The organism is Streptomyces sp. NBC_00457, assembly GCF_036014015.1.
In the GTDB taxonomy this organism is placed as follows: Bacteria; Actinomycetota; Actinomycetes; order Streptomycetales; family Streptomycetaceae; genus Streptomyces.
In genome coordinates, this window is sequence record NZ_CP107905.1 from 1,651,186 (window position 1) to 1,672,272 (window position 21,087).

At 69.9% G+C, this 21,087-nt stretch carries 23 protein-coding genes and 1 tRNA gene; 13 read left to right on the forward strand and 11 right to left on the reverse strand.

Translation table 11 applies throughout. From position 1 onward, the window contains the following. Positions 1-52 precede the first annotated feature (52 nt). On the forward strand, positions 53-220 hold the full coding sequence (locus tag OG828_RS07690) for a hypothetical protein (RefSeq protein WP_328500581.1): 168 nt from the start codon (positions 53-55) through the stop codon (positions 218-220). Positions 221-710: 490 nt separating this feature from the next. Continuing rightward, on the forward strand, positions 711-1,910 hold the full coding sequence (locus OG828_RS07695; protein ID WP_328500582.1) for a site-specific integrase: 1,200 nt from the start codon (positions 711-713) through the stop codon (positions 1,908-1,910). An 18-nt stretch (positions 1,911-1,928) separates the two neighbouring features. Here the strand turns inward: OG828_RS07695 and OG828_RS07700 are convergent, their stop codons facing one another. Both OG828_RS07700 and OG828_RS07705 read right to left on the reverse strand, forming a co-directional pair. Continuing rightward, positions 1,929-2,588, reverse strand: a complete 660-nt coding sequence (locus tag OG828_RS07700) for a hypothetical protein (RefSeq protein ID WP_328500583.1) — start codon at positions 2,586-2,588, stop codon at positions 1,929-1,931. 218 nt (positions 2,589-2,806) lie between these two features. Further along, a tRNA-Pro gene (locus OG828_RS07705) sits at positions 2,807-2,880 on the reverse strand. Between the two features lie 100 nt (positions 2,881-2,980). Between OG828_RS07705 and OG828_RS07710 the strand changes: the two genes are divergently transcribed. Beyond that, positions 2,981-3,502: a DUF309 domain-containing protein gene (locus OG828_RS07710; RefSeq protein WP_328437258.1), complete on the forward strand. Its 522-nt coding sequence runs from the start codon at positions 2,981-2,983 to the stop codon at positions 3,500-3,502. A gap of 90 nt (positions 3,503-3,592) precedes the next feature. After that, entirely contained in the window at positions 3,593-4,369 is a 777-nt protein-coding gene (gene cobF, locus OG828_RS07715) for a precorrin-6A synthase (deacetylating) (protein ID WP_328500584.1), read from the forward strand. A gap of 147 nt (positions 4,370-4,516) precedes the next feature. Here cobF and OG828_RS07720 read toward each other — a convergent pair whose 3' ends face one another. Continuing rightward, positions 4,517-5,263, reverse strand: coding sequence for a cobalt-precorrin-6A reductase (locus OG828_RS07720; protein WP_328500585.1), 747 nt, complete (start codon positions 5,261-5,263; stop codon positions 4,517-4,519). Positions 5,264-5,466: 203 nt separating this feature from the next. Here OG828_RS07720 and OG828_RS07725 point away from each other — a divergent pair, with 203 nt between their 5' ends. Beyond that, a complete protein-coding gene (locus tag OG828_RS07725; protein WP_328500586.1) occupies positions 5,467-6,909 on the forward strand; it encodes a hypothetical protein in 1,443 nt (480 codons plus the stop codon). Between the two features lie 36 nt (positions 6,910-6,945). After that, positions 6,946-7,749 (forward strand): HAD-IIA family hydrolase, encoded by an 804-nt coding sequence (locus tag OG828_RS07730; RefSeq protein WP_328437261.1) that lies wholly within the window; start codon positions 6,946-6,948, stop codon positions 7,747-7,749. A 121-nt stretch (positions 7,750-7,870) separates the two neighbouring features. On the opposite strand, the gene OG828_RS07735 is transcribed toward OG828_RS07730, so the two are convergent. Continuing rightward, complete coding sequence (locus tag OG828_RS07735) at positions 7,871-8,647, reverse strand: sulfite exporter TauE/SafE family protein (protein ID WP_328500587.1); 777 nt, start codon at positions 8,645-8,647, stop codon at positions 7,871-7,873. Positions 8,648-8,779: 132 nt separating this feature from the next. On the opposite strand from OG828_RS07735, the gene OG828_RS07740 reads away from it, so the two are divergent. Genes OG828_RS07740 through OG828_RS07750 form a run of 3 tightly spaced genes read left to right on the forward strand, consistent with a single transcriptional unit; the run spans position 8,780 to position 9,879 of the window. Then, on the forward strand, positions 8,780-9,037 hold the full coding sequence (locus OG828_RS07740) for a WhiB family transcriptional regulator (protein ID WP_328371640.1): 258 nt from the start codon (positions 8,780-8,782) through the stop codon (positions 9,035-9,037). Continuing rightward, positions 9,034-9,513, forward strand: a complete 480-nt coding sequence (locus OG828_RS07745) for a Dps family protein (protein WP_328351521.1) — start codon at positions 9,034-9,036, stop codon at positions 9,511-9,513. The genes OG828_RS07740 and OG828_RS07745 overlap by 4 nt, the downstream gene beginning before the upstream one ends. 33 nt (positions 9,514-9,546) lie before the next feature. After that, positions 9,547-9,879, forward strand: a complete 333-nt coding sequence (locus tag OG828_RS07750) for a DUF3140 domain-containing protein (RefSeq protein ID WP_328371642.1) — start codon at positions 9,547-9,549, stop codon at positions 9,877-9,879. A gap of 15 nt (positions 9,880-9,894) precedes the next feature. Here the strand turns inward: OG828_RS07750 and OG828_RS07755 are convergent, their stop codons facing one another. Genes OG828_RS07755 through OG828_RS07785 form a run of 7 tightly spaced genes read right to left on the reverse strand, consistent with a single transcriptional unit; the run spans position 9,895 to position 16,814 of the window. Next, the gene (locus OG828_RS07755; protein ID WP_328500588.1) at positions 9,895-10,587 is read right to left on the reverse strand and encodes an SDR family oxidoreductase; all 693 of its coding nucleotides are present in this window, start codon (positions 10,585-10,587) and stop codon (positions 9,895-9,897) included. Then, positions 10,584-11,459: a cupin domain-containing protein gene (locus OG828_RS07760; protein WP_328500589.1), complete on the reverse strand. Its 876-nt coding sequence runs from the start codon at positions 11,457-11,459 to the stop codon at positions 10,584-10,586. The genes OG828_RS07755 and OG828_RS07760 overlap by 4 nt, the downstream gene beginning before the upstream one ends. Then, positions 11,456-12,808, reverse strand: a complete 1,353-nt coding sequence (locus OG828_RS07765) for an amidohydrolase family protein (protein WP_328500590.1) — start codon at positions 12,806-12,808, stop codon at positions 11,456-11,458. Before OG828_RS07765 ends, OG828_RS07760 begins: the two co-directional genes overlap by 4 nt. Positions 12,809-12,830: 22 nt before the next feature. After that, complete coding sequence (locus OG828_RS07770; RefSeq protein ID WP_328500591.1) at positions 12,831-13,841, reverse strand: alpha-ketoacid dehydrogenase subunit beta; 1,011 nt, start codon at positions 13,839-13,841, stop codon at positions 12,831-12,833. After that, a complete protein-coding gene (locus OG828_RS07775; RefSeq protein WP_328500592.1) occupies positions 13,829-14,806 on the reverse strand; it encodes a thiamine pyrophosphate-dependent dehydrogenase E1 component subunit alpha in 978 nt (325 codons plus the stop codon). The genes OG828_RS07770 and OG828_RS07775 overlap by 13 nt, the downstream gene beginning before the upstream one ends. After that, positions 14,793-16,130, reverse strand: coding sequence for a M24 family metallopeptidase (locus tag OG828_RS07780; protein ID WP_328437270.1), 1,338 nt, complete (start codon positions 16,128-16,130; stop codon positions 14,793-14,795). The genes OG828_RS07775 and OG828_RS07780 overlap by 14 nt, the downstream gene beginning before the upstream one ends. A 45-nt stretch (positions 16,131-16,175) precedes the next feature. Beyond that, positions 16,176-16,814 carry a helix-turn-helix domain-containing protein gene (locus tag OG828_RS07785; protein ID WP_328437271.1) on the reverse strand — a complete coding sequence of 213 codons (639 nt, stop codon included), beginning with the start codon at positions 16,812-16,814 and terminating at the stop codon, positions 16,176-16,178. Positions 16,815-17,058: 244 nt separating this feature from the next. On the opposite strand from OG828_RS07785, the gene OG828_RS07790 reads away from it, so the two are divergent. The 4 genes from OG828_RS07790 to OG828_RS07805 all read left to right on the forward strand — a co-directional run bounded on the left by OG828_RS07790 (position 17,059) and on the right by OG828_RS07805 (position 21,086). Then, the gene (locus OG828_RS07790; protein WP_328500593.1) at positions 17,059-17,427 is read left to right on the forward strand and encodes a DUF4333 domain-containing protein; all 369 of its coding nucleotides are present in this window, start codon (positions 17,059-17,061) and stop codon (positions 17,425-17,427) included. Between the two features lie 170 nt (positions 17,428-17,597). Continuing rightward, positions 17,598-18,281: an ABC transporter ATP-binding protein gene (locus tag OG828_RS07795; RefSeq protein ID WP_328500594.1), complete on the forward strand. Its 684-nt coding sequence runs from the start codon at positions 17,598-17,600 to the stop codon at positions 18,279-18,281. 28 nt (positions 18,282-18,309) lie between these two features. Continuing rightward, positions 18,310-20,316: an FtsX-like permease family protein gene (locus OG828_RS07800; RefSeq protein WP_328500595.1), complete on the forward strand. Its 2,007-nt coding sequence runs from the start codon at positions 18,310-18,312 to the stop codon at positions 20,314-20,316. Positions 20,317-20,390: 74 nt separating this feature from the next. Further along, positions 20,391-21,086, forward strand: a complete 696-nt coding sequence (locus OG828_RS07805; protein ID WP_328500596.1) for a response regulator transcription factor — start codon at positions 20,391-20,393, stop codon at positions 21,084-21,086. The last annotated feature ends 1 nt before the right edge of the window (position 21,087 follow it).

Below are 21,087 nucleotides of genomic sequence, written 5' to 3' on the forward strand. Positions count from 1 at the left end.
TCCGCAGGAATACCTTCCCTCGTCGGCGGCCGGTCGGCACGTCATCGCGAGCGTGATCGCGGCGGCCCGGCTGGCCGAGGCTTCACCGCACAGGGTGGTGCACGCGCTCGCCGAGCTTCCGTGGAAGCGCGACGCCCTTCAGTCGGCCAAGGCGGAGGACTGCGCCGAGACCACCGGGTCGCACGTGTGCTTCGAGGGGACCTTGGTCAAGACCGAGTAGGACAAGCGGGCCCTGCACTGGCGGGCCACCGCGTCCGGGGCGGCCCGCTCCGGCTATGAGTTCGCCATCAACCTCGTCCTGCAGCACACCGCCCAGGAGTACCCGAGGCTGAAGGACATCGCGTCCGACAAGACGTTCACCGAACTCGGCCTGATCGCCCCGCAAGCGGGGACCTGGTCGGCCGAAGAAAGGCCACGCCGGAGGATGATCCTTCATGAGACCCACCCTTTCGGAGATCCACTCGTGGGCAGCGACTATCGATGTCTGCCACGCAGCGCGGGCGCTCGGTATCTCACGTTCCCATCTGTACGAGTTGATCAAGCGCGACCAGGTTCCTTTTCGAGTGGTGGCCTCGGTACTCGGTACCGAGTGATCACCGCTTCGTTGATCCGCTACCTTGAGGCAGAGTAGGGGAGCACCTCTTGTAGCCGCCTGTGAGTGCTTGCGCTCACGTTCATTTCAGGGGGGTTCACCGCGAGTAGGTGACCCAGTGGGAGATCCCATAAAGAAGGTGGTACTGCGGGACGGCACGGTGCGGTATCGCTTCGTAACGGACGGACCCCGCAAAGCCGACGGGAAGCGTCGGCAGGTCACTAAGACGTATGACACGAAGACGGAAGCACGCAGCGAGCTTGCTCGTATTCGTCACCAGTCCAAAACAGGCGAGTACGTCGCACCGACCAAGCTGACTGTCAACGAGCTCTTGGATATCTGGCTCAAGGCCGCGACGCGGGATGTTGAGGAGGCGACCTCCTCCAATTACGACAACGCGGTCCGCCCGGTTCGTAACCACCTCGGGTACAAGCGCGTACAGCAGCTCACCGAGGAGGATGTCGAGGAGTTCGTCGACTGGCTTGTCACCAGCGGACGCCGGCGAGGCGGGAAGCCGGGCACCGGTTTGGGTGCCCGCTCAGTTCAGCTGACGCTCGGCCGTTTCCGCTCGGCGTTGCATTTGGCCGTTCGCCGAGGCTGGGTGGTCCGAAACGTCGCCGAGCACGTTCGAATATCCCGGGAGGCTCGCACTCGCGCAGCCCAGAACGCGCCTGAGAGGCGTCCATGGGACGAGTCCGAGGTGAAGGCCTTCATCGAGGCGAGCAAGGATCACCGGCTGTTCGGTCCCATGCTCCTCACCCTCATTGCCGAGCGTCCCGCAGAAGTATGCGGCGCTCGTTGGAAAGAGGATGTTGACCTCGAAGGGGAGGGGACTATTGCCGTTGGCAATACCCGAACCATCGTCTACGACCGAAGCCTTGAGCTGGGTCTACGAAACAAGGTCGTTGAGAAGCAGCCCAAGACCCTCAACGGCAAGCGCACCTTGCCGCTGCCCAAGCCTGTTCACAGCTCGCTTGTGGCTCTCCGAGGTCTCCAGGCGAAGGAGAAGGAGCAAGCTGGTGAGGCCTATGAGGACTCAGGCTATGTGGTGGTCGATGAGCTTGGTCGCCCGTTCAAGACGGACAAGCTTCGGCGTGAGGCACAGAAGCTGATGGAGGCAGCAGGCGTGCGCAGGGTCCGTCTCTACGACGCGCGGCATGCCTGCCTCTCCTGGATGGCCAACAACGGCGTTCCCGACACGGTGGTCTCGGCCTGGGCCGGGCACAGCGACCTCTCGTTCACCAAGCGGGTCTACGTCCACCCTGACCCGCAGAGCCTCAAGGCAGGCTCGGAGAAGCTGAGCGAGCTGCTCGGCTAGGGGAAGATCATCCCCACCTCAGCAGCTGTTGCGGGGTTGCGCAGGAAGTTCCCGGCACATCAAAGATTGGAAGCCGTTATAAGCAGTCGTGAATCCGGTCGACTTGAAGCGTAGATTCAGTTCGTCCGAGTTGGGTGCCCAAACGGACTCGGGCAGTGTCCCTGAAACCGCTACCAGTTGCTTGACGGCCGCATCACTCCCAAAGACCCACACATGATTGACAGCCCCTTGGTAGTCGTAGCGAGCGGTTTGCCAGTCACCCCAGTTTGGTGAGCATTTACCATCTTTGCAATCAGTGATGATTTTGTTTGTTTCTACCGCGAAGGTGTCGGCCGCTTTGAGGAATTCTTCATACACCTCCGCCCGCTTCTCGCGTTGCTCCTTCTTCTGATCTTCGAAGAGTTGGGAGGATTGCGATTCGATTTGCGTGCGGGCCTGCTGGTAAGCCCCCAGGTAGGAAAATACTCCACCAATTAGCGCACCAATCAAGGCGACGGCAAATCCAATCAGAACAATGCGGTGATCTTCGCTGTGCTGCGATGAAGAAGTGTCGGGGGCTGTGGTGCTGGTGTTCGAGTTGCCCCTTACCTGCCTGGTACCGGGGTTGGGGTCTCCGTCATCGTCACCCGCAGGTGCTATGCCAGGAACCGGGGTGCTGTCATCGCCCTGAGATGTCACGGCCAGTCAGTCTACGGCGCGTTGACGCATGTTCTGGACGTGTTTGGCCAAGGCCCGGCCTGAGCGCCTCTCCGTAGGTCAGCGGATCCGGGCAACCTGGTCAGGGTTATAGACCTGTCTGTGAGAGATTGTGAGACGAGAGCCTCAGAAACGATCAAGGGCCTCGTCTCACCGAAGTGATTCAAGGCCCTGACCTGCTACGACAGTCCGTCGAACTGTCGGGACGACAGGATTTGAACCTGCGACCCCTTGACCCCCAGTCAAGTGCGCTACCAAGCTGCGCCACGTCCCGGTGCGCTGTCTCGCGGTGATCCGCGTGAGCGCGCGAGACAGAACTTTACCGCACGTCGGGGGCGGCGCCGAAAGATGATGCGGCGGGGCAGAATCGAGGTATGGGCAGTACATCTTCGGGAGGACCGGTGGGGGCGCGGGACCGGGATCATGAGGGGCGGGCACGTAATGCCCGGCCGCGGGACGGGCTCGGGCGGCCGTTGCCGTACGGCGCGGAAGGGGTGGCGCGGCAGCCGGAGGGGGTCGTGCGCAGCCCGGCGCGGACCGTCGCCGAGGCGCAGGAGCTGCTGGATGCGGGGAAGCCGTTCCATGCGCACGAGGTCTTCGAGGACGCCTGGAAATCGGGTCCCGCGTCGGAGCGCGCGCTGTGGCGGGGGCTGGCCCAGCTCGCCGTGGGGCTCACCCACACGGCCCGCGGGAATCTCACGGGCGGGGTGCGGCTGCTGCGGCGTGGGGCCGGGGCCGTCGAGGAGTGGGCGTCGGGCTCCGGGGAGCCGCGGCCGTACGGGATGGATCTCGCCGGTGTCGTGGCCTGGGCGCGGCAGTTGGCGGGCGACGTGGAGCGGGACGGGGTGGCCGTCGACGCGGGGGCGCGGGCGCCTCGGCTGCGCGGGGGCTCGTAGCAGGGGGTCAGTAGGGGTTCAACAGGGCTCAGCAGTGCCTCGTAGGAGGTGCCGCATGCGTTGTCAGTGGCGTGCGGCAGACTCGGGGGCGTGCGAAAGATTCATGTCATCGGTATCGGCGCTGGCGACCCCGACCAGCTGACCCTGCAGGCCGTCAAGGCGCTGCGGAGCACGGACGTGTTCTTCGTCCTGGACAAGGGCGAGGTGAAGTCCGACCTGGTGCAGCTCCGCCGGGACATACTCGACGCACATGTGCCCGAGGGGACGTATCGCGTGGTGGCGGCGCGCGACCCGGAGCGGGATCGGTCCGCGGGCGGGTCGGCGTACTCCCCCGCCGTCGGTGACTGGCGCAGCGCCCGCGCCGACATCTACGAGCGGATGATCGTCGAGGAGCTGGGCGAGGACGAGAGCGGCGCGTTCCTGGTGTGGGGCGACCCCGCGCTGTACGACAGCACGCTCGGGATTCTCGAGGAGGTGCTGGCGCGGGGCGCGGTGGCCTTCGAGTACGACGTCGTGCCGGGCATCAGCAGCGTCTCGGCGCTCGTCGCCCGGCACCGGACGGGGCTGAACCGGGTGGCGCGGCCCGTGCAGATCACCACCGGACGGCGGCTCGCCGAGGGCTTCCCGGACGGCGTGGACGACGTGGTCGTGATGCTCGACGCCCACCAGGCCTTCCGGCAGTACGCCGACCAGGACATGGACATCTACTGGGGCGCCTACATAGGCACACCCGACGAGATCCTCGCCTCCGGCCCGATCGCCGAGGCCGCCCCCCGCATCGAGCGGCTGCGTGCCGAGGCCAGGGAGCGCAAGGGCTGGATCATGGACACGTATCTGCTGCGGCGCCGGGGACCGAAGGAGTCGTAGGGCGAACCGCAAACGCCGAGCGGGGAACGGACCGGGCGGAACCGGGCCGGCACCTCCCGTTGCCCCAGCCACACCAACGGCGCGCTGAGAAGACGTGGCCCCACTCCATCAGCCCCCCCACTCCATGAGCCCCACTCCCGACCCCCGTCACACCCCGCCCAGACCCAACCGCTCCAACACCCCCGCCACATCGCCCACCGCATCCACACCCCACGGCAAGGGCGGGCGGCGTACGACCACGACCGGCAGGGCGAGTTCGCGGGCGGCCGTGAGTTTTGCCGCGGTGGCCTGGCCGCCGCTGTCCTTGGTGACGAGGACGTCGATGCGGTGGGCGTGCAGCAGGGCTTTCTCGTCGGGGACCGTGAACGGGCCGCGGGACAGCAGGAGTTCGGTGTCCGGGGGCATGGGCGGTTCGGGTGGATCCACCGACCGTACGACGAAGTGCAGGTCGGTGAGGTGGGCGAAGGCCGCCAGGCCGAGTCGGCCGGTGGTGAGGAAGACGCGATGGCCGAGGCGGGGCAGCAGTTCGGCCGCCGCGTCCAGTGAGGTGACCTGGTGCCAGCGGTCCTCCGGGCCCTGCTGCCAGCCGGGGCGGCGCAGGACGAGCAGCGGCAGCCCGGTCGCCGTTGCCGCCTCCGCCGCGTTCGCCGTGATCGACTCGGCGAACGGGTGCGTGGCGTCGACGAGGGCGTCCACGTGGTGGGCGCGCAGCCAGTCGGCCAGGCCGGCCGCACCGCCGAAACCCCCGATGCGTACGTCCCCTTCGACCGCGCCCGGCTTCGACACGCGCCCCGCGAGCGACGTGGTGACGCGGACGCCGGGCCGTGCCGCCAGGTCGGCGGCCAGGTGGCGGGCCTCGGTCGTGCCGCCGAGGACGAGGATGTGCGGGGACATGGGGTGAGCCTACGGTCGAGGACGGTCGAGGCCGCGCCCCCCGTAACTCCCGTCCTGACTCCCCTTGTAACTCCCGTCCTGACTCCCCCTCCTGTGCGAACACTATGAACAGAACCGATCGGACCGTTCTCCTGCTCCCCTCGCCTTCCTAGCATCTCGGCGCACGGCGCGACGATGCGCCGGCTAGGACAAGGAGCCGTGCCTTGTACAGGTCGAGAACGTGCAGCCGCTGGTCCTGTGTAGGGGCGGGACTCACCGCCTGTCTGGCGCTGGTCGCCGCCGGCACGCTCACCGCGGCCCCGTCCGCACAGGCGGGCCCGCCCCGCCCGGCCGCCGTCGCCTGCCCGGACGACCTCGCCGACCGGGCGCGTTGCTACACCGGCCAGGACACCCACGGCGCCCACTACGCCATCGCCGTCCCCGACGACTGGAACGGCTCGCTCGTCGTCCACTCCCACGGCGGCCCGGACCTCGGCACCGGCTCCGACCCCGCCCGCAGCCTCGACGACCTGGGTCGCTGGTCGGTGCTGGTCGACGAGGGGTACGCGTGGGCGGGGTCGTCGTACCGCCGCGGCGGCTACGGCACCCGGATGGCCGCCGCCGACACCGAGAACGTACGGCGGCTGTTCGTCGGGGAGTTCGGCGAGCCGCGGCGGACGTATGTGCACGGTCAGTCGTGGGGCGGGAACGTCGCCGCCAAGGTGGTGGAGACATACGGCACCCGGCGCGGGCCGTACGACGGTGCGCTGCTCACCAACGGCGTCCTCGCGGGCGGCTCCCGCGGCTACGACTACCGCGTCGACCTGCGCGTGGTCTACCAGTACTACTGCCGCAACCATCCGCGCCCGAGCGAACCCCGGTATCCGCTGTGGCAGGGGCTGCGCGCCGACTCGGCCATGACGGCCGCGGGGCTGCGGGCGCGGTTGCAGGAGTGCACCGGCTACGCCTCCGCCCCGCCCGACCGGACCCCGGCGCAGCAGCGCAATCTCGACGACATCCTGGGCGTCACGAAGATCCCGGAGCGCGCCCTGGAGTCGCATCTGCGGTTCGCGACCTTCACCTTCCGCGACATCGTGCACGACCGTCTCGGCGGCCGGAACCCGTTCGGCAACCAGGGTGTGCGGTACTCCGGTTCGCACGACGACGCTGCGCTGAACGCCGGAGTCGAGCGGTTCGGCGCCGACCCGTCCGCCGTACGCGATCTGTCGTACGACAGCGACCTCACCGGCAAGGTCACGATCCCTGTGCTGACCTTGCACGCGATCGACGACCCGACGGCGTTCGTCGAGCACGAGGCGGCGTACCGGGCGACGCTTCAGGGCGCCGACCGGGACCGCTATCTGGTGCAGACGTTCACGCGGGAGCAGGAGCACAGCGAGCTGAGTGACGCGGAGTACGCCAACTCCCTTGCCGCGCTGGACACTTGGGTGCGTACGGGGCGGAAGCCGAGCCCGGGGTCGGTGTCGGCGACGTGCGCCGCGTTCGACCGGACGTATGGCACCGGCTGTTTCTACGATCCGGACTACCGCCCCTCGCCGTACGCCTCACGGGTCGAACCCCGGCCCGGCGGGCTGCGCTGGCCCGCCATGACGGCCGCGCGGGAGAAGTCCTGGAGCAGGGTCGAGGGTGTCGGGATCGCTCCCTGAGATGCGCCGGGCGGCTCGATCGCTATCGTCACGGACATGGCATCCGTACGCGCCGTGCTCATCGACATCGACGGAGTCCTCACCGTCTCCTGGCAGCCGCTGCCGGGGACGGTCGAGGCGCTGCGGGAGATCCGCGCGGCGGGTCTGCCGGTCGCGCTGGTCACCAATACGACGTCCAGGACCCGGGCGTCGATCGCGGGGACACTGGTGGAGGCCGGGTTCCCGGTGTCCGCCGACGACATCCTGACCGCGCCCGCGGTCACCGCCGCGTATCTCGCCGAGCACTGTCCGGGGGCACGGTGCGCGCTGCTGAACAGCGGGGACATCCGGGAGGACCTCCGCGGTGTGGAGGTGCTGGACGAGGCGGACACGGACACCGTCCCGGATGTCGTCATCGTCGGCGGCGCCGGTCCCGAGTTCGGCTATGCGGCGCTGAACCGGGCCTTCGGGTACGTCCAGCGCGGGGCGCGGCTGGTCGCCATGCACCGCAATCTGTACTGGCGCACCGAGGGCGGGCTGCAGTTGGACGCCGGGGCCTTCCTGGTCGGCCTGGAGAAGGCCGCCCGGGTCGAGGCCGAGGTCACCGGGAAGCCGTCGGCCGCGTTCTTCACGTCGGCGCTGGCAGGGCTGGGGGCGGGTGCGGACGAGGCGCTGATGATCGGCGACGACATCGAGTCCGACGTACTGGCTGCGCAGCGGGCCGGGCTCACGGGGGTGCTGGTGAGGACCGGCAAGTATCTGCCTCAGACCCACCGGGCGGCGAGTGGCGAGCCGGACCATGTGATCGACTCGTTCGCGGACCTTCCGGCGCTGCTGGGCGCTCCGCTGGAAGAACGGTGACAAATCCGCGGGCCGGTGGGGGCCGGTCGCGCCCACGCGGCGGAGCCGCATATCGATACAGCCCCGCGCCCCTTACGGGGCTGCGGTACTGCACCGACCTTCACCAAGACCGCTCAGAAGCTCAGCGCAGCAGCAATTGCAGGCCGCCCAGCACTGTCGCCGCGATCACCAACTGCTCGAAGAGACGTTGGTTGATGCGGTCCACCGCCCATTTGCCGATGAACGCCCCGGGCACGACGAACGCGACGAGTGCGGCGTCGAGGAGGAGTGAGTGGCCGTCGATCAGGCCGAGGCCGACGCTGAAGGGGACCTTGGACACGTTGACGATCAGGAAGAAGAAGGCGGAGGTGCCCAGGAAGCCGAGTTTGCGGAAGCCTGCGGAGAGGAGATACATCGACATCACCGGGCCGCCCGCGTTGGCGACCATGGTGGTGAAGCCGCCGAGGACGCCGTACGAGCGGGCCTTGATCCGGCCGGAGCGGGTGCCGACCGAGTCCGGCTGTTCCGCCTCCGCGTCGGCCTTGCGCCGCCGCCACACCGTCACCGCGGCCATCATCAGCAGGATCGCCCCGATCGACGTCCGGACGATCCCGTCGTCCGCCCACATCAGGAACAGCGTGCCGCCGACGACGCCGGCGGCGACCGCGGGGAACAGCCGCCACAGCGTGGGCCAGTGGGCGTGCCTCCGGTAGGTGAGGACGGCGAGCACATCGCCGGCGATCAGGACCGGCAGCAGTACGCCGGTGGAGGCGCGGGCCGGCAGCACCGCCGCGAAGATCGCGAGGCTGACCGTGTTGGCGCCGCTCACCGCGGTCTTCGAGAAGCCGACGAGGAGGGCCGCGGCGGCGAGGGCGGCGAACTCCCAGCCGGTTATGTGCCAGAGCGTCATCGTGTCCATGCGGAGACCGATGCTAGTTGCAGCTAACCGGTGCCGTAAGGACCGTCTCGCCTTATGGTCCCGGCGAGCACGAACTCACAGGAGACCGGGCCTTGTGTTTTGCACCAGTTCGCCCTGGGCACCCGCGCCCGCATGGAGTGGTTGGGCAATGCAGCCTGTGCGGGAGAGGACCCTGAGCTGTTCTTCCCGGTGGGCACGTCCGGACCGGCGCTGCGGGACGTCGCGGAGGCCAAACGCGTCTGTGCCCGCTGTCCGGTGTCCGAGGAGTGCCTGACGTGGGCGCTGGACAACGGCCAGACCTCGGGCGTCTGGGGCGGCACCGGTGAGGACGAACGCCGCCGACTGCTCCGTAGAAGCAGACGCCAAGCCGCAAGGAGGAGCACGTCATGACCGTCGTGAAGAGCACGCTGCCCGAACCGGCCCGCGGGATCGCCGGGGAGGCGCTGCAGGGCACGCTCGTGGATCTGCTCGGGCTCTCACTGATCGGGAAGCAGGCGCACTGGAACGTCGTCGGCCCGCGGTTCCGTTCGATCCATCTTCAGCTCGACGAGGTGGTGACGGCGGCCCGCGGCTACGCCGACACGGTCGCCGAGCGGGCCGCGGCGCTCGGTCTGCCGCCGGACGGCCGGCCCGAGACGATCGCCTCGGCGTTCACGCTGCCCGGCCCGAAGGACGGCTGGCTGCGGGACACGGACGTCGTCCAACTGCTCGTCGACGCGCTGGAGGCGGCCATCGGACGGCTGCGCGAGCGGATCGACGCCACCGAGAAGCCGGATCCGGTCACCCAGGATCTGCTGATCGGCATCACGCGCGAGCTGGAGAAGCAGCGGTGGATGTTCGACGCCGAGAACTGGCCGCGCGACTGACGGGCGAGAGAGCACGCAAGGAAGAGGCGCATGATGACCGACGCCCTTGAACTCGACACGCTGTGGGACGAGTTCCACCGCGTGGTGAACATGACCTCGCAGGAACTGGCTGCCTGGCTCCGGGTCAGTGACGCCGCCGAGGAGACCGAACCGCTTCCCGAACACGCCGGTTCACCGACCGGGCAGCATGTGCTGGCGATCCTGCAGAAGCGCCGCACCGACCTCACCGACGACGACATCCAGGTGATGTACGAGGTGGTGGACACGGTGAACAAGCAGGCGGATCTCGAGAACGAGCCGGAGCCGGAGGAGACCCGCCGTCGGCATCGGCTGATGTCCGTCGGCCACGACCCGCTGAAGGCATGAGCAGGGCAGTCACCCTCAGCCCAGCAGCCAGCCCCCGTCCACGCTCAACTCCGCCGCGTTGACGGACCGGTTGCGCAGCAGGAGGTCCACGGCGTCCGCCACGTCCGCCATCGTGGCGAGCCGTCCGGTGGGTGTCTCGGTGCGCAGGGCGGCCAGCACCTTCTCCGGCTTGGCCAGCCAGTACGGGCTGTCGCCCACTACGCCGGGATGGACGGCGTTGACGCGGACGGGGGCGAGCTGGACCGCGAGGGCGTGCATCAGGCCGGTCATCCCGGCGTTGACGGCCGCCACCGTCGTGGCCCCCGGGTAGGGGCGTTCCTTGGCCTGTCCGCCGAACAGCACGATGGCGCTGTCGTCGTGCAGCCGGGCCCGCAGGACGTGCACGACCTCCGTGTAGCCGACCAGCTTCAGCGTGACCAGGTTCAGTGCGGCATCGATGTCGTACTCGTCCACCAGGTCGTCGTCGCGGGTGACCCCGGCGAGCACCAGATGGTCGACGCGGCCGACGTCGGCCAGCGCCGCGGCGATCTCGCCCGGCCGCGACAGGTCCAGGGCGAGGCCGCGGGCCGCGCCGATCTCCTTGGCCAGCGTGTCGGAACGGTGGGCGTCACGGCCGGTGATCACGACCTCGTCCCCGCGTTCCGCGCGCATCCGCGCGAACTCGCGGCCGATGCCTGACGTACCGCCGACGACGAGGACGCTGTTCATGACCCCAGTACCTCCCTCAGATAGTCCCAGTCCCGCGTGAACCGGTAGGAGTGGCGCACCGGCGGCTGCGGTGCCTGCGTCTCCAGCCAACGCACGGGTCCCGTACCGGCGTTGGAGAATCCATGCACACATCCGGCGCCTGCCCAGGCGCAGTCGCCTGGAACCAGCCGGTACCTCAGCCCGTCGAACGTCGCGTCCACGACGCCTTCGAGGATCAGATACGTCTCCTCGAAGGGGTGGTCGTGGCTGCCCGCGACGCCGTCGGGCGCGTACCGCACCATGAACATCGTCGAGGTGACCGCGCCCAGGTCGCTGTCGACCATCATCTTCACGGTGATGCCGCTGTAGACGAGCAGCGCGGTGCGCATGCTCGCCGAGACCGCCAGCAGATCCTGGGACTGCTTACCCGGGTCCATCTGCCCGGGCTCGAAGTGTCCGAGCGACCGCGTGCGCGGGTCACGGACGTCGACACGGACGGGGTCGCGCGCGGGCAGCGCGGGCACCGCCTGGGTGTCGTACCCGTAGCGGGCCCGCGGCACCGGGGCGAGCATGTCGGCCCAGCGTCCGCCCATGTCCCCGGCGCCGCGCCAGGCGTGCGGGACACCGGCCGGGAGGAGGCCGTAGTCGCCCTCTTCGAGGAGGCAGGACCCCTCGGGCACATCGAGGATGACGGTCCCGTCGAGCACGTGGAAGCTCTCCTCGTACGAGTGCACATGGGCGGCGACCCGGCCGTCCGGCCGTAGCTCGCAGAGGCCGAAGCCGGTGTGCACGCTGCCGTCGTCCTCACCGACCAACTCCCGCCGCCGATAGCCGAGTTCGTCGTACGGCGGCTCGGGGACGTCGGCGGCCCGGCGCACCAGGTGCATGGTCATGCCGCGCTCTTCGCCTCCTTGGCGGCCAGGAGCCGGTCGCGGGACTCCTGGACCAGTCGCCGGGCCCGGTCGACGTCGGCCAGGAGCCGGCCGTCGCGCTTGCGGACCACGCCGTCGACGAGGACCGTGTCGACGTTGGAGACGTCCGCCGACAGCGTCACCGCGGCCGCCGCGTCGTGCACCGGGGCGACGTTCAGCGCGGTGGCGTCGATCGCGACGATGTCGGCGCGCTTGCCGGGGGTCAGGGAGCCGGTGCGGTCCTCGACGCCCGCGACGTGGGCGCCGTTGCGGGTCGCGATCTCCAGCATCTGACGTGCCGTCAACATGGTGTCGGGGACGGGGAGGTTGGCCTTCCAGCAGTCGGCGTTGACGCGGGCGCGCTCGGCGCCGAAGGCGGCACGGATCTGGGTGAACATGTCGCCGGGCACGGTGGTGACGACGTCGATGCTCAGGGACGGCCGCAGCCCGAATTCGATGGCCTTCATCACGGGCGGCCACCCGTGTCCCATCTGCACCTCGACCTGCGGCGCGATCGAGACCGTACCGCCGCTGTCGGCGACCATCTGCCACTCCTCCTCGCTGAAGTAGCAGCAGTGGACGTAGGTGGTGTCGGCGCCGAGGAGCCCCAGGTCGTGCAGTTGCTTGACCATGCCGAAGCGGCCCGCCAGGCGGCCCATCGCCACATGGACGGTGATCGGGATGCCGAGGTCGCGGGCGAGGGCCCACTCGGCGGTGACGACGTCGTTGGTGCAGAAGCCGGGGCCGCGTGTGGCCAGGGCCATCGTCAACAGGCTGTCGTCGGAGGCGAAGTAGGTGCTGCGGATCCGCCGTACGTCGTCGCCCGGCACCGCGATCTTGCTGTCGAACCAGTAGTCGGCGAGCGAGGTGTTGGCGCTGCCGTACGCGTACTGGGCGCGGATGCCGGTCTCCGTGAGCGCCTGGATCGCGGCGTCCGGGTGGGCGGGCGTGTTGTTGATGTGCGACCAGTCGACGAGGGTGGTGATGCCGGCGTTCAGGCACTCCAGCGATCCCGCGAGGTTGGCGGCGTACACGTCCTCGGGGGTGTAGAGGGGTGCGAAGGTGTCGAGGATGTCGACGAAGTAGTCGTCCAGGGTGGCGTCGGGGGCGACGTTGCGGATCGACGCCTCCCAGGTGTGGCGGTGGGTGTCCACGAATCCGGGGATCACGATGCGGCCGGTCATGTCGAGGATCTCGGCGTCCGCGTCTATCTCCGGCCGCACCGCCGCGATCCGGCCGTCCTCGATGAGGATGTCCCCCTTGGGCAGGTCTCCGATGCCGGGGTCCATCGAGATGATGTGCCCGGCGCGCAGGAGTGTCCGATCGGTCATCGTGCTTCCTCCCATGGGGTGTTCAATAGGCGGCGAGGCTGCGGACCGCCGCCACGACCTTCTCTACGGTGGGGATGACCTGCTCCTCCAGCGCGTCGGCGAACGGCAGCGGAACGCACTCGCCCGCCACCCGGCGCACGGGCGCGTCCAGCAGACCGAATCCTTCGTCGGCGACGACCGACACGAGGGTGGCGCCCCAACCGCCCTGGTAGGGGTTCTCCTCGACCGTCAGGAGCCGCGAGGTCCGGGCCAGCGAGGCGAGGACGGTGGCGACATCCAGCGGGACGAGGCAGCGCAGGTCGACGACCTCGGCCTGGATGCCTTCCGCCGCCAGCAGTTCGGCGGCCCGGAGCGCCACCGGCACCATTGAGGCGAGCGCCACGAGCGTCACGTCGGCGCCTTCGCGTACGACGGTCGCGCTTCCCAGGTCGACCACATGGCCGGGTGGCGGAGGCGTCCCCTTGCTCGCCAGCAGGCCCTTGTGCTCGAAGAAGACGACGGGGTCGTCGCTGCGGATCGCCGCCGCCATCATGCCGATCACGTCGGCGGGCGTCGACGGGGCCGCGATCTTCAGGCCGGGAATCGTGAGTGCCCAGTTCTCGGTGGCCTGGGAGTGCTGGGCGCCGAAGCCGAGTCCGCCGCCGTTGGCGGTGCGCACGACGAGGGGCACGGTCACCTGGCCGCCCGTCATATAGCGGACCTTGGGTATCTCGTTGGCGAGGTAGTCCCAGCAGCAGGCCAGGAAGTCGGAGAACATGATCTCCGCGACGGGTCGCATCCCGGTCATCGCGGCGCCCATCGCCGCGCCCACGATGGCCTGTTCGGAGATGGGCGTGTCCCACACCCGCTCCGGCCCGAACTCCTCTCGCAGTCCGACGGTCGTCTTGAAGACCCCGCCGGCCTCACCGATGTCCTCGCCCAGGCACACCACCGCCGGATCGCGCCGCATCTCCCGCGCGATACCCTCGGCGACCGCCTCCCGGTAGCTGATCTCCCGTGCGCCGACGGCCCGTTCGGCTGTCACGTCCGCCATGCGGCACCTCCGTCGGCCCACACATCGGTCAACGCCTCACCCGGATCGGGCCCGGGAGCGGCCTTCGCCGCCTCGACCGCCTTCGCTACGACATCCCGTGCGCGTTCGTCCGCCGCGGTGACCGTCTCCGGCGCCACTCCCAGCTCGATGAGCCTGCCGCGGGCGAGGTCCAGCGGGTCGTGCTTGAGCCAGCGTTCGACCTCCTCGGCCGGACGGTAGGTCGCCGGGTCGGCGCGGCTGTGCCCGAAGTGACGGTAGGTCTGCGCCTCGATGAGGGCGGGCCCGTCTCCGGCCCGGGCCCGCCGGGCGAGACGCTCCACCGTCTCGTGCACGGCGACGACGTCATTGCCGTCGACGACCTCGCCGGGGATGCCGTACGCGGGCGCCCGGTCGGCGGCGGGTCGTGCCACCGCCGTGACGTCGGCGATCGGCGTGTACTCCATGTACAGGTTGTTCTCGCACACGAACAGCACCGGCAGCTTCCATACGGCCGCCAGGTTCAGCGCCTCGTGGAAGGCGCCGATGTTGGTCGCGCCGTCGCCGAAGAAGGCGACCGCGATCTGGTCGGTGCCGCGCAACCGGGCCGACCATGCCGCGCCGACCGCCATCGGGAGGTGGGCGCCGACGATGGCGTACGAGCCGAGCATGCCGGTGGCCGCCTTTGTGAGGTGCATCGAGCCGCCCTTGGCCTTGCACAGTCCAGTGGCCCGGCTCATGAGCTCGGCGAGGCACTCCTCGGGGGTGGCGCCGCGGGCCAGGGCGTGGTGGTGCCCGCGGTAGGTGGCGAACACGTAGTCGTCGGCGCGCAGGGCGGCGCTCGCGCCGACGGCGATCGCCTCGTGCCCGGCGGCGAGGTGGGTGGTGCCCTTGACCAGGCCGTGCAGGAACAGGTCGTGGGCGGCCTTCTCCGTACGGCGGATGACGGCCATCTGCTCGTACCGGGCGAGGAGTTCAGTGGCGTCCATCGGCCGTCCCCGTGTTCAGGTGGGACTGCGCCTCACGGCGGGTGTTCAGCTCGCCGCCCACCGTCCAGTACTTGCGTCCCGCCACCAGCAGTTCCTCCGCCGGGAACTTGGTGATGACCTCGCAGCCGTCGGCGGTGACGACCAGTTCCTCCTCGATCCGGGCGGCGGACCAGCCGTCGGCGGCGGGCCAGTAGGTCTCCAGCGCGAACACCATGCCCTCTTCGAGGACTTCGGGGTGGTCGAGCGAGACCAGACGGCTGAAGATCGGCTTCTCCCAGATGGACAGGCCGACGCCATGGCCGTACTGGAGGGCGAAGGCCGCCGTCTCGTCGGCGAAGCCGAACTCCTCGGCGCGCGGCCACACTTGGACGATGTCGGCGGTGGTGGCGCCCGGCCGGACCAGGGAGATCGCCTCGTCCATGTACTCCCGGCAGCGGACGTAGGCATCGCGCTGGGCGCGGGAGGCGCTGCCGACGGCGAAGGTGCGGTAGTAGCAGGTGCGGTAGCCGAGGTGGCTGTGCAGGATGTCGAAGAAGGCGGGGTCGCCGGGGCGGATCAGGCGGTCGCTGTAGACGTGCGGGTGCGGTGAACAGCGTTCGCCGGAGATGGCGTTGACGCCTTCGACGTACTCGCTGCCGAGGTCGTACAGGACCTTGCTGACGACGCCGACGCACTCGTTCTCGCGCACGCCGGGGCGCAGATAGCCGTACAGCTCCTCGTAGGCCGCGTCGACCATCGCGCAGGCCTGGGTGAGCAGGGAGATCTCGTCGCCGGTCTTGATGCGGCGGGCCTCCAGGAAGACCTGCTGGCCGTCGACGACGTCGATGCCCTCGGCGCGCAGGGCGGCGAGGACCGGCATCTCGGCGACGTCGATGCCGAGGGGTTCCTGGGCCAGGCCGTGCGCGCGCAGCTCGGCGGCGATCTTCCGGGCGACGTCCTCGGCTATGCCCGCGTCCGGGTGGAAGGCGCCGCGGAGGGTGGAGATGCCGGCGCGGGCGCCGGTGGGCGGGCCGCCCTTGCCGTCGCTGTAGTCGAGCCACGGGTTGTAGAGCTGGTGGTGGCGGGCGGCGGAGCCGAAGTCCCAGACGACCGGCTCGCCGCCGCGGGTCAGCAGAGCGAAGCGGATCAGCTTGTCCATCGCCCAGGTGCCGATGTGCGTGGCCGTCATATAGCGGATGTTGGCGAAGTCGAAGCTGAGCAGGGCGCCCAGCTCGGAGCGGTTCAGCTGTTCGTTCAGCCGGGCCAAGCGCTGCTTGCGCAGCCGGTCCAGGTCGACGCGCTCTTCCCAGTCGACGGCATTGGGTCCGAATGTGCGGATCGCCATGGCGACCACCCCCGATTCGGAGTGAACGACCACCCGCCGGAAGTGTCAAGTACTACTGAACACACACCATACGCCGACGGCTGGTTCCTCTCCATCGTTGCGGTAGCGGTGCGGTGTCGTCGACTCGAAGCAGACGGCGTCGCCGGGGTGCAGCGGGTACTCGTCGAAACCGAGGGTGAGGACGAGCTCACCCGAGGTGAGAAAGCCGTACTCGGTGCCCGTGTGCCGCATCAGACCGCCGGAGCCGGAGGAGGAGCCGCCGGGCCGGTAGGTCACCAGCAGGAAGTCCACGTCCGTGCCGGGCACATGGCCGAGACGCTCCCAGACGACCCCCGAGTCCAGCTCCAGCGTCTCCCGCTCGCCGGGTGTGACCAGCGGGCCGATGCGCCGGCCGGGGTCGGCGGCAAAGGCGGCGAGGGCGTGCAGGACGGTGCCGGGGGCGGCGCCGGCCGCGATCCGCGGCATGGACTCCCGCGCTTCGAAGAGGGACTCGACGGTGATGCCGAGCGCTGTCGTGATCGCGTACAGCGTGCTGACGGACGGCTGGCTCTTGCCCGTCTCGATCTGCGACACCAGGCTCGCCGAGACCCCGATCTCCCGGGCCAGCGACCGCAGGCTCATCCCGCGGTCCAGACGCACCTGACGGATACGGGCGCCGACGGGCGGAGCGGCTGCTGGTGACACTGAGGGCTCCTCTCCCGGTGGCGTATGTGCAGCCCCATTGAACAGCCGCGGGTGGGAGTGACGCCAGGGCGGCCTGCCCGGCGGGCGCCTTCTTGCCGATCACGGTGTGGCGTGTGCCCGCGGCACGGCATCGGCCGATCGGCCGATGGGGCGTCGCGGGCGCCGACCTTATGGCCGAGGCGCGGGGCCGGGTGTGCGGGCGAGGGTGGAGCCACTTCCTCCCCTTCAGCTCCCAGGAGTTCTCATGCAGCGCAAGTTCATCATCGGTGTCGTCGGCGGCGCGTCCGCCGTGCTCGGTGTCGCCGGTGTCGGTGTGTACGTGCTCTCCGGCACGGAATCGACCACCGCGCTTGACACGTCCACCACCGTGCAGGTGGACGGGCAGAAGGCCCTGTCCTCGAACATCGTCGCGGGTCGGGTGCAGAGCAAGTACCACCCGGTTCCCCTCATCGGCGTGAAGGTCCACGACGTGCGGTGTCCGACCGGGCTGAAGGCGGTGGCGGGCGCGACGGTCACCTGTTCCGGCAAGAAGTCGGACGGGTCGTCCGTCGAGATACCGGTCTCCGTGGTCAAGGCCACGGGGGACTCCGTCACCTGGAAATTCGAGCGCTGAGCGCGGAACGCTCCGCGGGTAGTGCCGCGATGTGTCGTGGGTTTGCTGCGGCGCCGTTGTGGCTGGTCGCGCCCACGCGGCGGAGCCGCATATCGATACAGCCCCGCGCCCCTTACGGGGCGCTTGATCAACGGCCAATTAAAAGTGCAGGACAGGAGCCTACTCACATCATGAATACCGTTCTGGCCGGGCACGGCCTCGTCAAGAAGTACGGTGCCACGACCGCGCTCGCGGGTGTGGACGTTCAGGTCGGCGAGCGTGATTCGCTGGCGATCATGGGGCCGTCCGGGTCCGGCAAGTCCACGCTGCTGCATGTCCTCGCGGGGATCGTCCGTCCCGACGGCGGACAGGTGCTGCTGCGTGGGGAGCGCATCGACCAGCTGGGCGAGAACCGTCTCAGTGAGCTGCGCCGCAAGCGGTTCGGCTTCGTGTTCCAGTTCGGCCAGCTGCTCCCGGAGCTGCCCGCTCAGGAGAACGTCGCCCTGCCCCTGATGCTGGAGGGCACCCCGCGCAAGGAGGCCGTCGAGCGGGCCCGGCGCTGGTTCGCGCCGCTGGGCCTGGACGGTCTGGAAGAGCGCCGCCCCGGACAGCTGTCGGGCGGTCAGGCCCAGCGGGTCGCCATCGCCCGGGCGTTGGCCGTCGAACCGGACGTGGTCTTCGCCGACGAGCCGACCGGCGCCCTTGACCAGGCGACCAGCACGGAGGGCATCCAGCTCCTCACCTCGGTCACCCGGGCCCAGGGCGCCGCCCTGGTCATGGTCACGCACGATGCCGAGGTCGCCGCCCACTGCGACCGCGTCCTCCAGGTCCGCGACGGTCGCGTCAGCGGCCACAGCCAGTACACAGTCGCCTGATCCCCCTCTTCTCAGCGGAGATGCCGAAATGCGTTCCCCCGTCCTGCCCTTGACCCTCCATCTGGCCAAGGCTTCCGGTCGCCGCGGCCTGCAGAGCCATCTGCTGGCCGCCGGGGCCGCGGCCGTCGGCGCCTTCGTGATGCTGGTGATGATCGCCGCCACCGTCGGCTCCGGCACCCGCGCCGACCACACCACCTGGCGCACCCCCGAGCCCGCCAAGAACGGCACGGCCGTCCAGGCGCTCGCCACGACGTACGTCCGCGGCGAACCCCTCGCCGTCGTGTCGCTCGCCCAGCTGCCCGGCCGCTCCGCGACCCCCGCCCCGCCCGGACTCGACACCTTCCCGAAGCAGGGCGAGGTGTACGTCTCCCCCGCCCTCGCCGAACTGCTGCACAAGCTGCCGGCGAACCAACTGGCCGACCGTTTCCCCGAGGTGAAGTCCTACGGCACGATCGGCGCCGCCGGTCTCGCCTCGCCGGACGAGCTGGTCGCCGTGGTCGGCCGGGCGCCGTCCGACCGCGCGATGTCGCAGGCCGCCGCGGAGGGCGCGAACTGGTGGGACGAGGACCAGGCCGGGCGGGCCGTGATCTCCGGGTTCTCCGGGACCAAGGCCACCTTCTTCACGACCGGGGACCGGACGACCGCGCTGCTCGGTGTGGTCCTGCTGGCGATGCCCGTGGTCGTGCTCTCCGCGGCGGCCGGACGACTGGGTGCCGCCCGGCGCGAACAGCGGCTCGCCGCGCTGCGGTTGGCCGGCGCGACCCCACGGCAGATCATCGGCATGACCGCCGTGGAGGCGGCCGGCGTCGGTGCGGTCGGAGCGCTGACGGGCGCGCTCGCCTACGTCGCCCTGCTGCCCGCCCTCGCCGAGATCCCGTACGGCGTCGGCAGCTGGTACACAGACCAACTCTGGGTCGGACCGGGGTGGTTCGCGGCGGTCGTGCTGGCGGTCACCGCACTCATCACGGTCAGTGCCGTGTCGATGCTGCGTCAGGTGGCGACCTCGCCCCTGGGGGTCGCCCAGCAGGCGAACCCCCGGCGGACCCGGCTGATCCGCATGGTCGCCTTCGTGGCCGCCCTCGGCTACATCTGGGTGTCCACGGGAGGCGAGGTCACCAGCCGACAGCTGCTGGTTCTGCTGCTCGTCTTCTACGGCGCGTTCTGGCTGTTCGGCCCCTGGGTCGTGGATCAGCTGGGCCGGCTCGCGGGCCGCTTCGCCCGCCGCCCGGCCACACTGCTGGCCGCCCGCAGGCTCAGTGACGACCCGCGGGGCGCCTGGCGCACCGTCAGCGGTCTGGTGCTGGCCGGCTTCGCGGCCGGGTTCTTCTCGGTCAGCATGCTGAGCTTCGGCGACGCGAACTACGGCGACCAGGTGGCCGTGATCACCGCGAACGCCACCGAGTCCCGGCACACCGCCGTCGAGGCCCGCACTCTGCTGGACCGTGCGGGCATCACCGCGAAGGTCACCGTCGTCAGCGCCGACGACTACGACAGCCTGCTCGGTGGCAGCCCCGGCGTGGTCGCCCATGTCTCCGGCGGCACGGAGCGGAGGGACACCGCCGTCACCGTCCTGTCCTCCCTCGGCTCGGGCCACCTGCCGTACACCAAGGACTACGCGACGGCGAGCGACCGCACGATCACCGACCGCATCGCCCAGGTCAGCACCGCGACACTGGCCATGAGCTTCGTCCTGGCCACCGCCTCCGCGGGTCTCACCGCCGCCGCGAACGTCCTGGACCGGCGCCGCGTCTACGGCCTGCTGCGCCTGGCGGGCACGCCGCTGAAGGTGCTGGACCGGGCCCGGGTCCGCGAGACGGTCCTGCCCCTGGTCGTGCTGGCGGGCGGCACCACCGCGATGGGCATGTACGGCTCGTATCAGCTCAACAAGCTGGTAGGCGCCACGATCAACACGTCGGGTCTCATCCAACTGATCGTGTGCGTGGTCGTCGGAGCGCTGGCCATGTTCGCCGCCATCAGCGGCAGCCGGCCCCTGCTGCGCAGAGTCACGGCCGATCCGGCGCAGACCGCGGACTGACGACGTCCATGGCGAGGACGGCCCGGCGTACCGGCGGGCCGTCCTCCTCCGATTCCCTGAGGCATGATCGAGCCATGACGACCCCCGCCCCGCCGGGCGCCCCCATCCGCGTCCTGATCGCCGACGACCAGGACATGGTCCGCACCGGTTTCCGCTTCTTCCTCGACGCCCAGCCCGACATCACCGTCGTCGCGGAGGCCGCCGACGGCGAGGAGGCGGTCGCGCTGGCCCGCAGGGTGCGGCCGGACGTGTGCCTGCTGGACATCCGGATGCCCAAGCTGGACGGCCTGGAGGCGACCCGGCTGCTGGCCGGTCCCGAGGTGGCCGACCCGATGCGCGTGGTCGTCGTCACCACCTTCGACCTCGACGAGTACGTGTACGGCGCGCTGCGCGGCGGTGCGTGCGGGTTCCTGCTCAAGGACTCGGGGCCGACACTCCTCGCGGAGGCGGTACGCGCCGCCGCGGCCGGCGACTCGCTGGTCTCCCCCTCGGTGACCGTACGCCTGCTCAAACACGTCACCGCCGCCCCGGAGCCGACCGCCCCGCGCCGCGCCGCGCCGCTGCCGGAACCCCTCACGGACCGCGAGCTCGACGTCGTCCGCCTGGTCGCCCTCGGCCGCACCAACGCCGAGATCGCCGCCGAACTGTATGTGTCCCTGTCCACGGTCAAGACCCACCTGTCCAGCATCCAGCTCAAGCTGAACGCGCGGAACCGGGTGGAGATCGCCGCCTGGGCCTGGCAGAGCGGGCAGGTGCGGCCCGGCTCGTGAC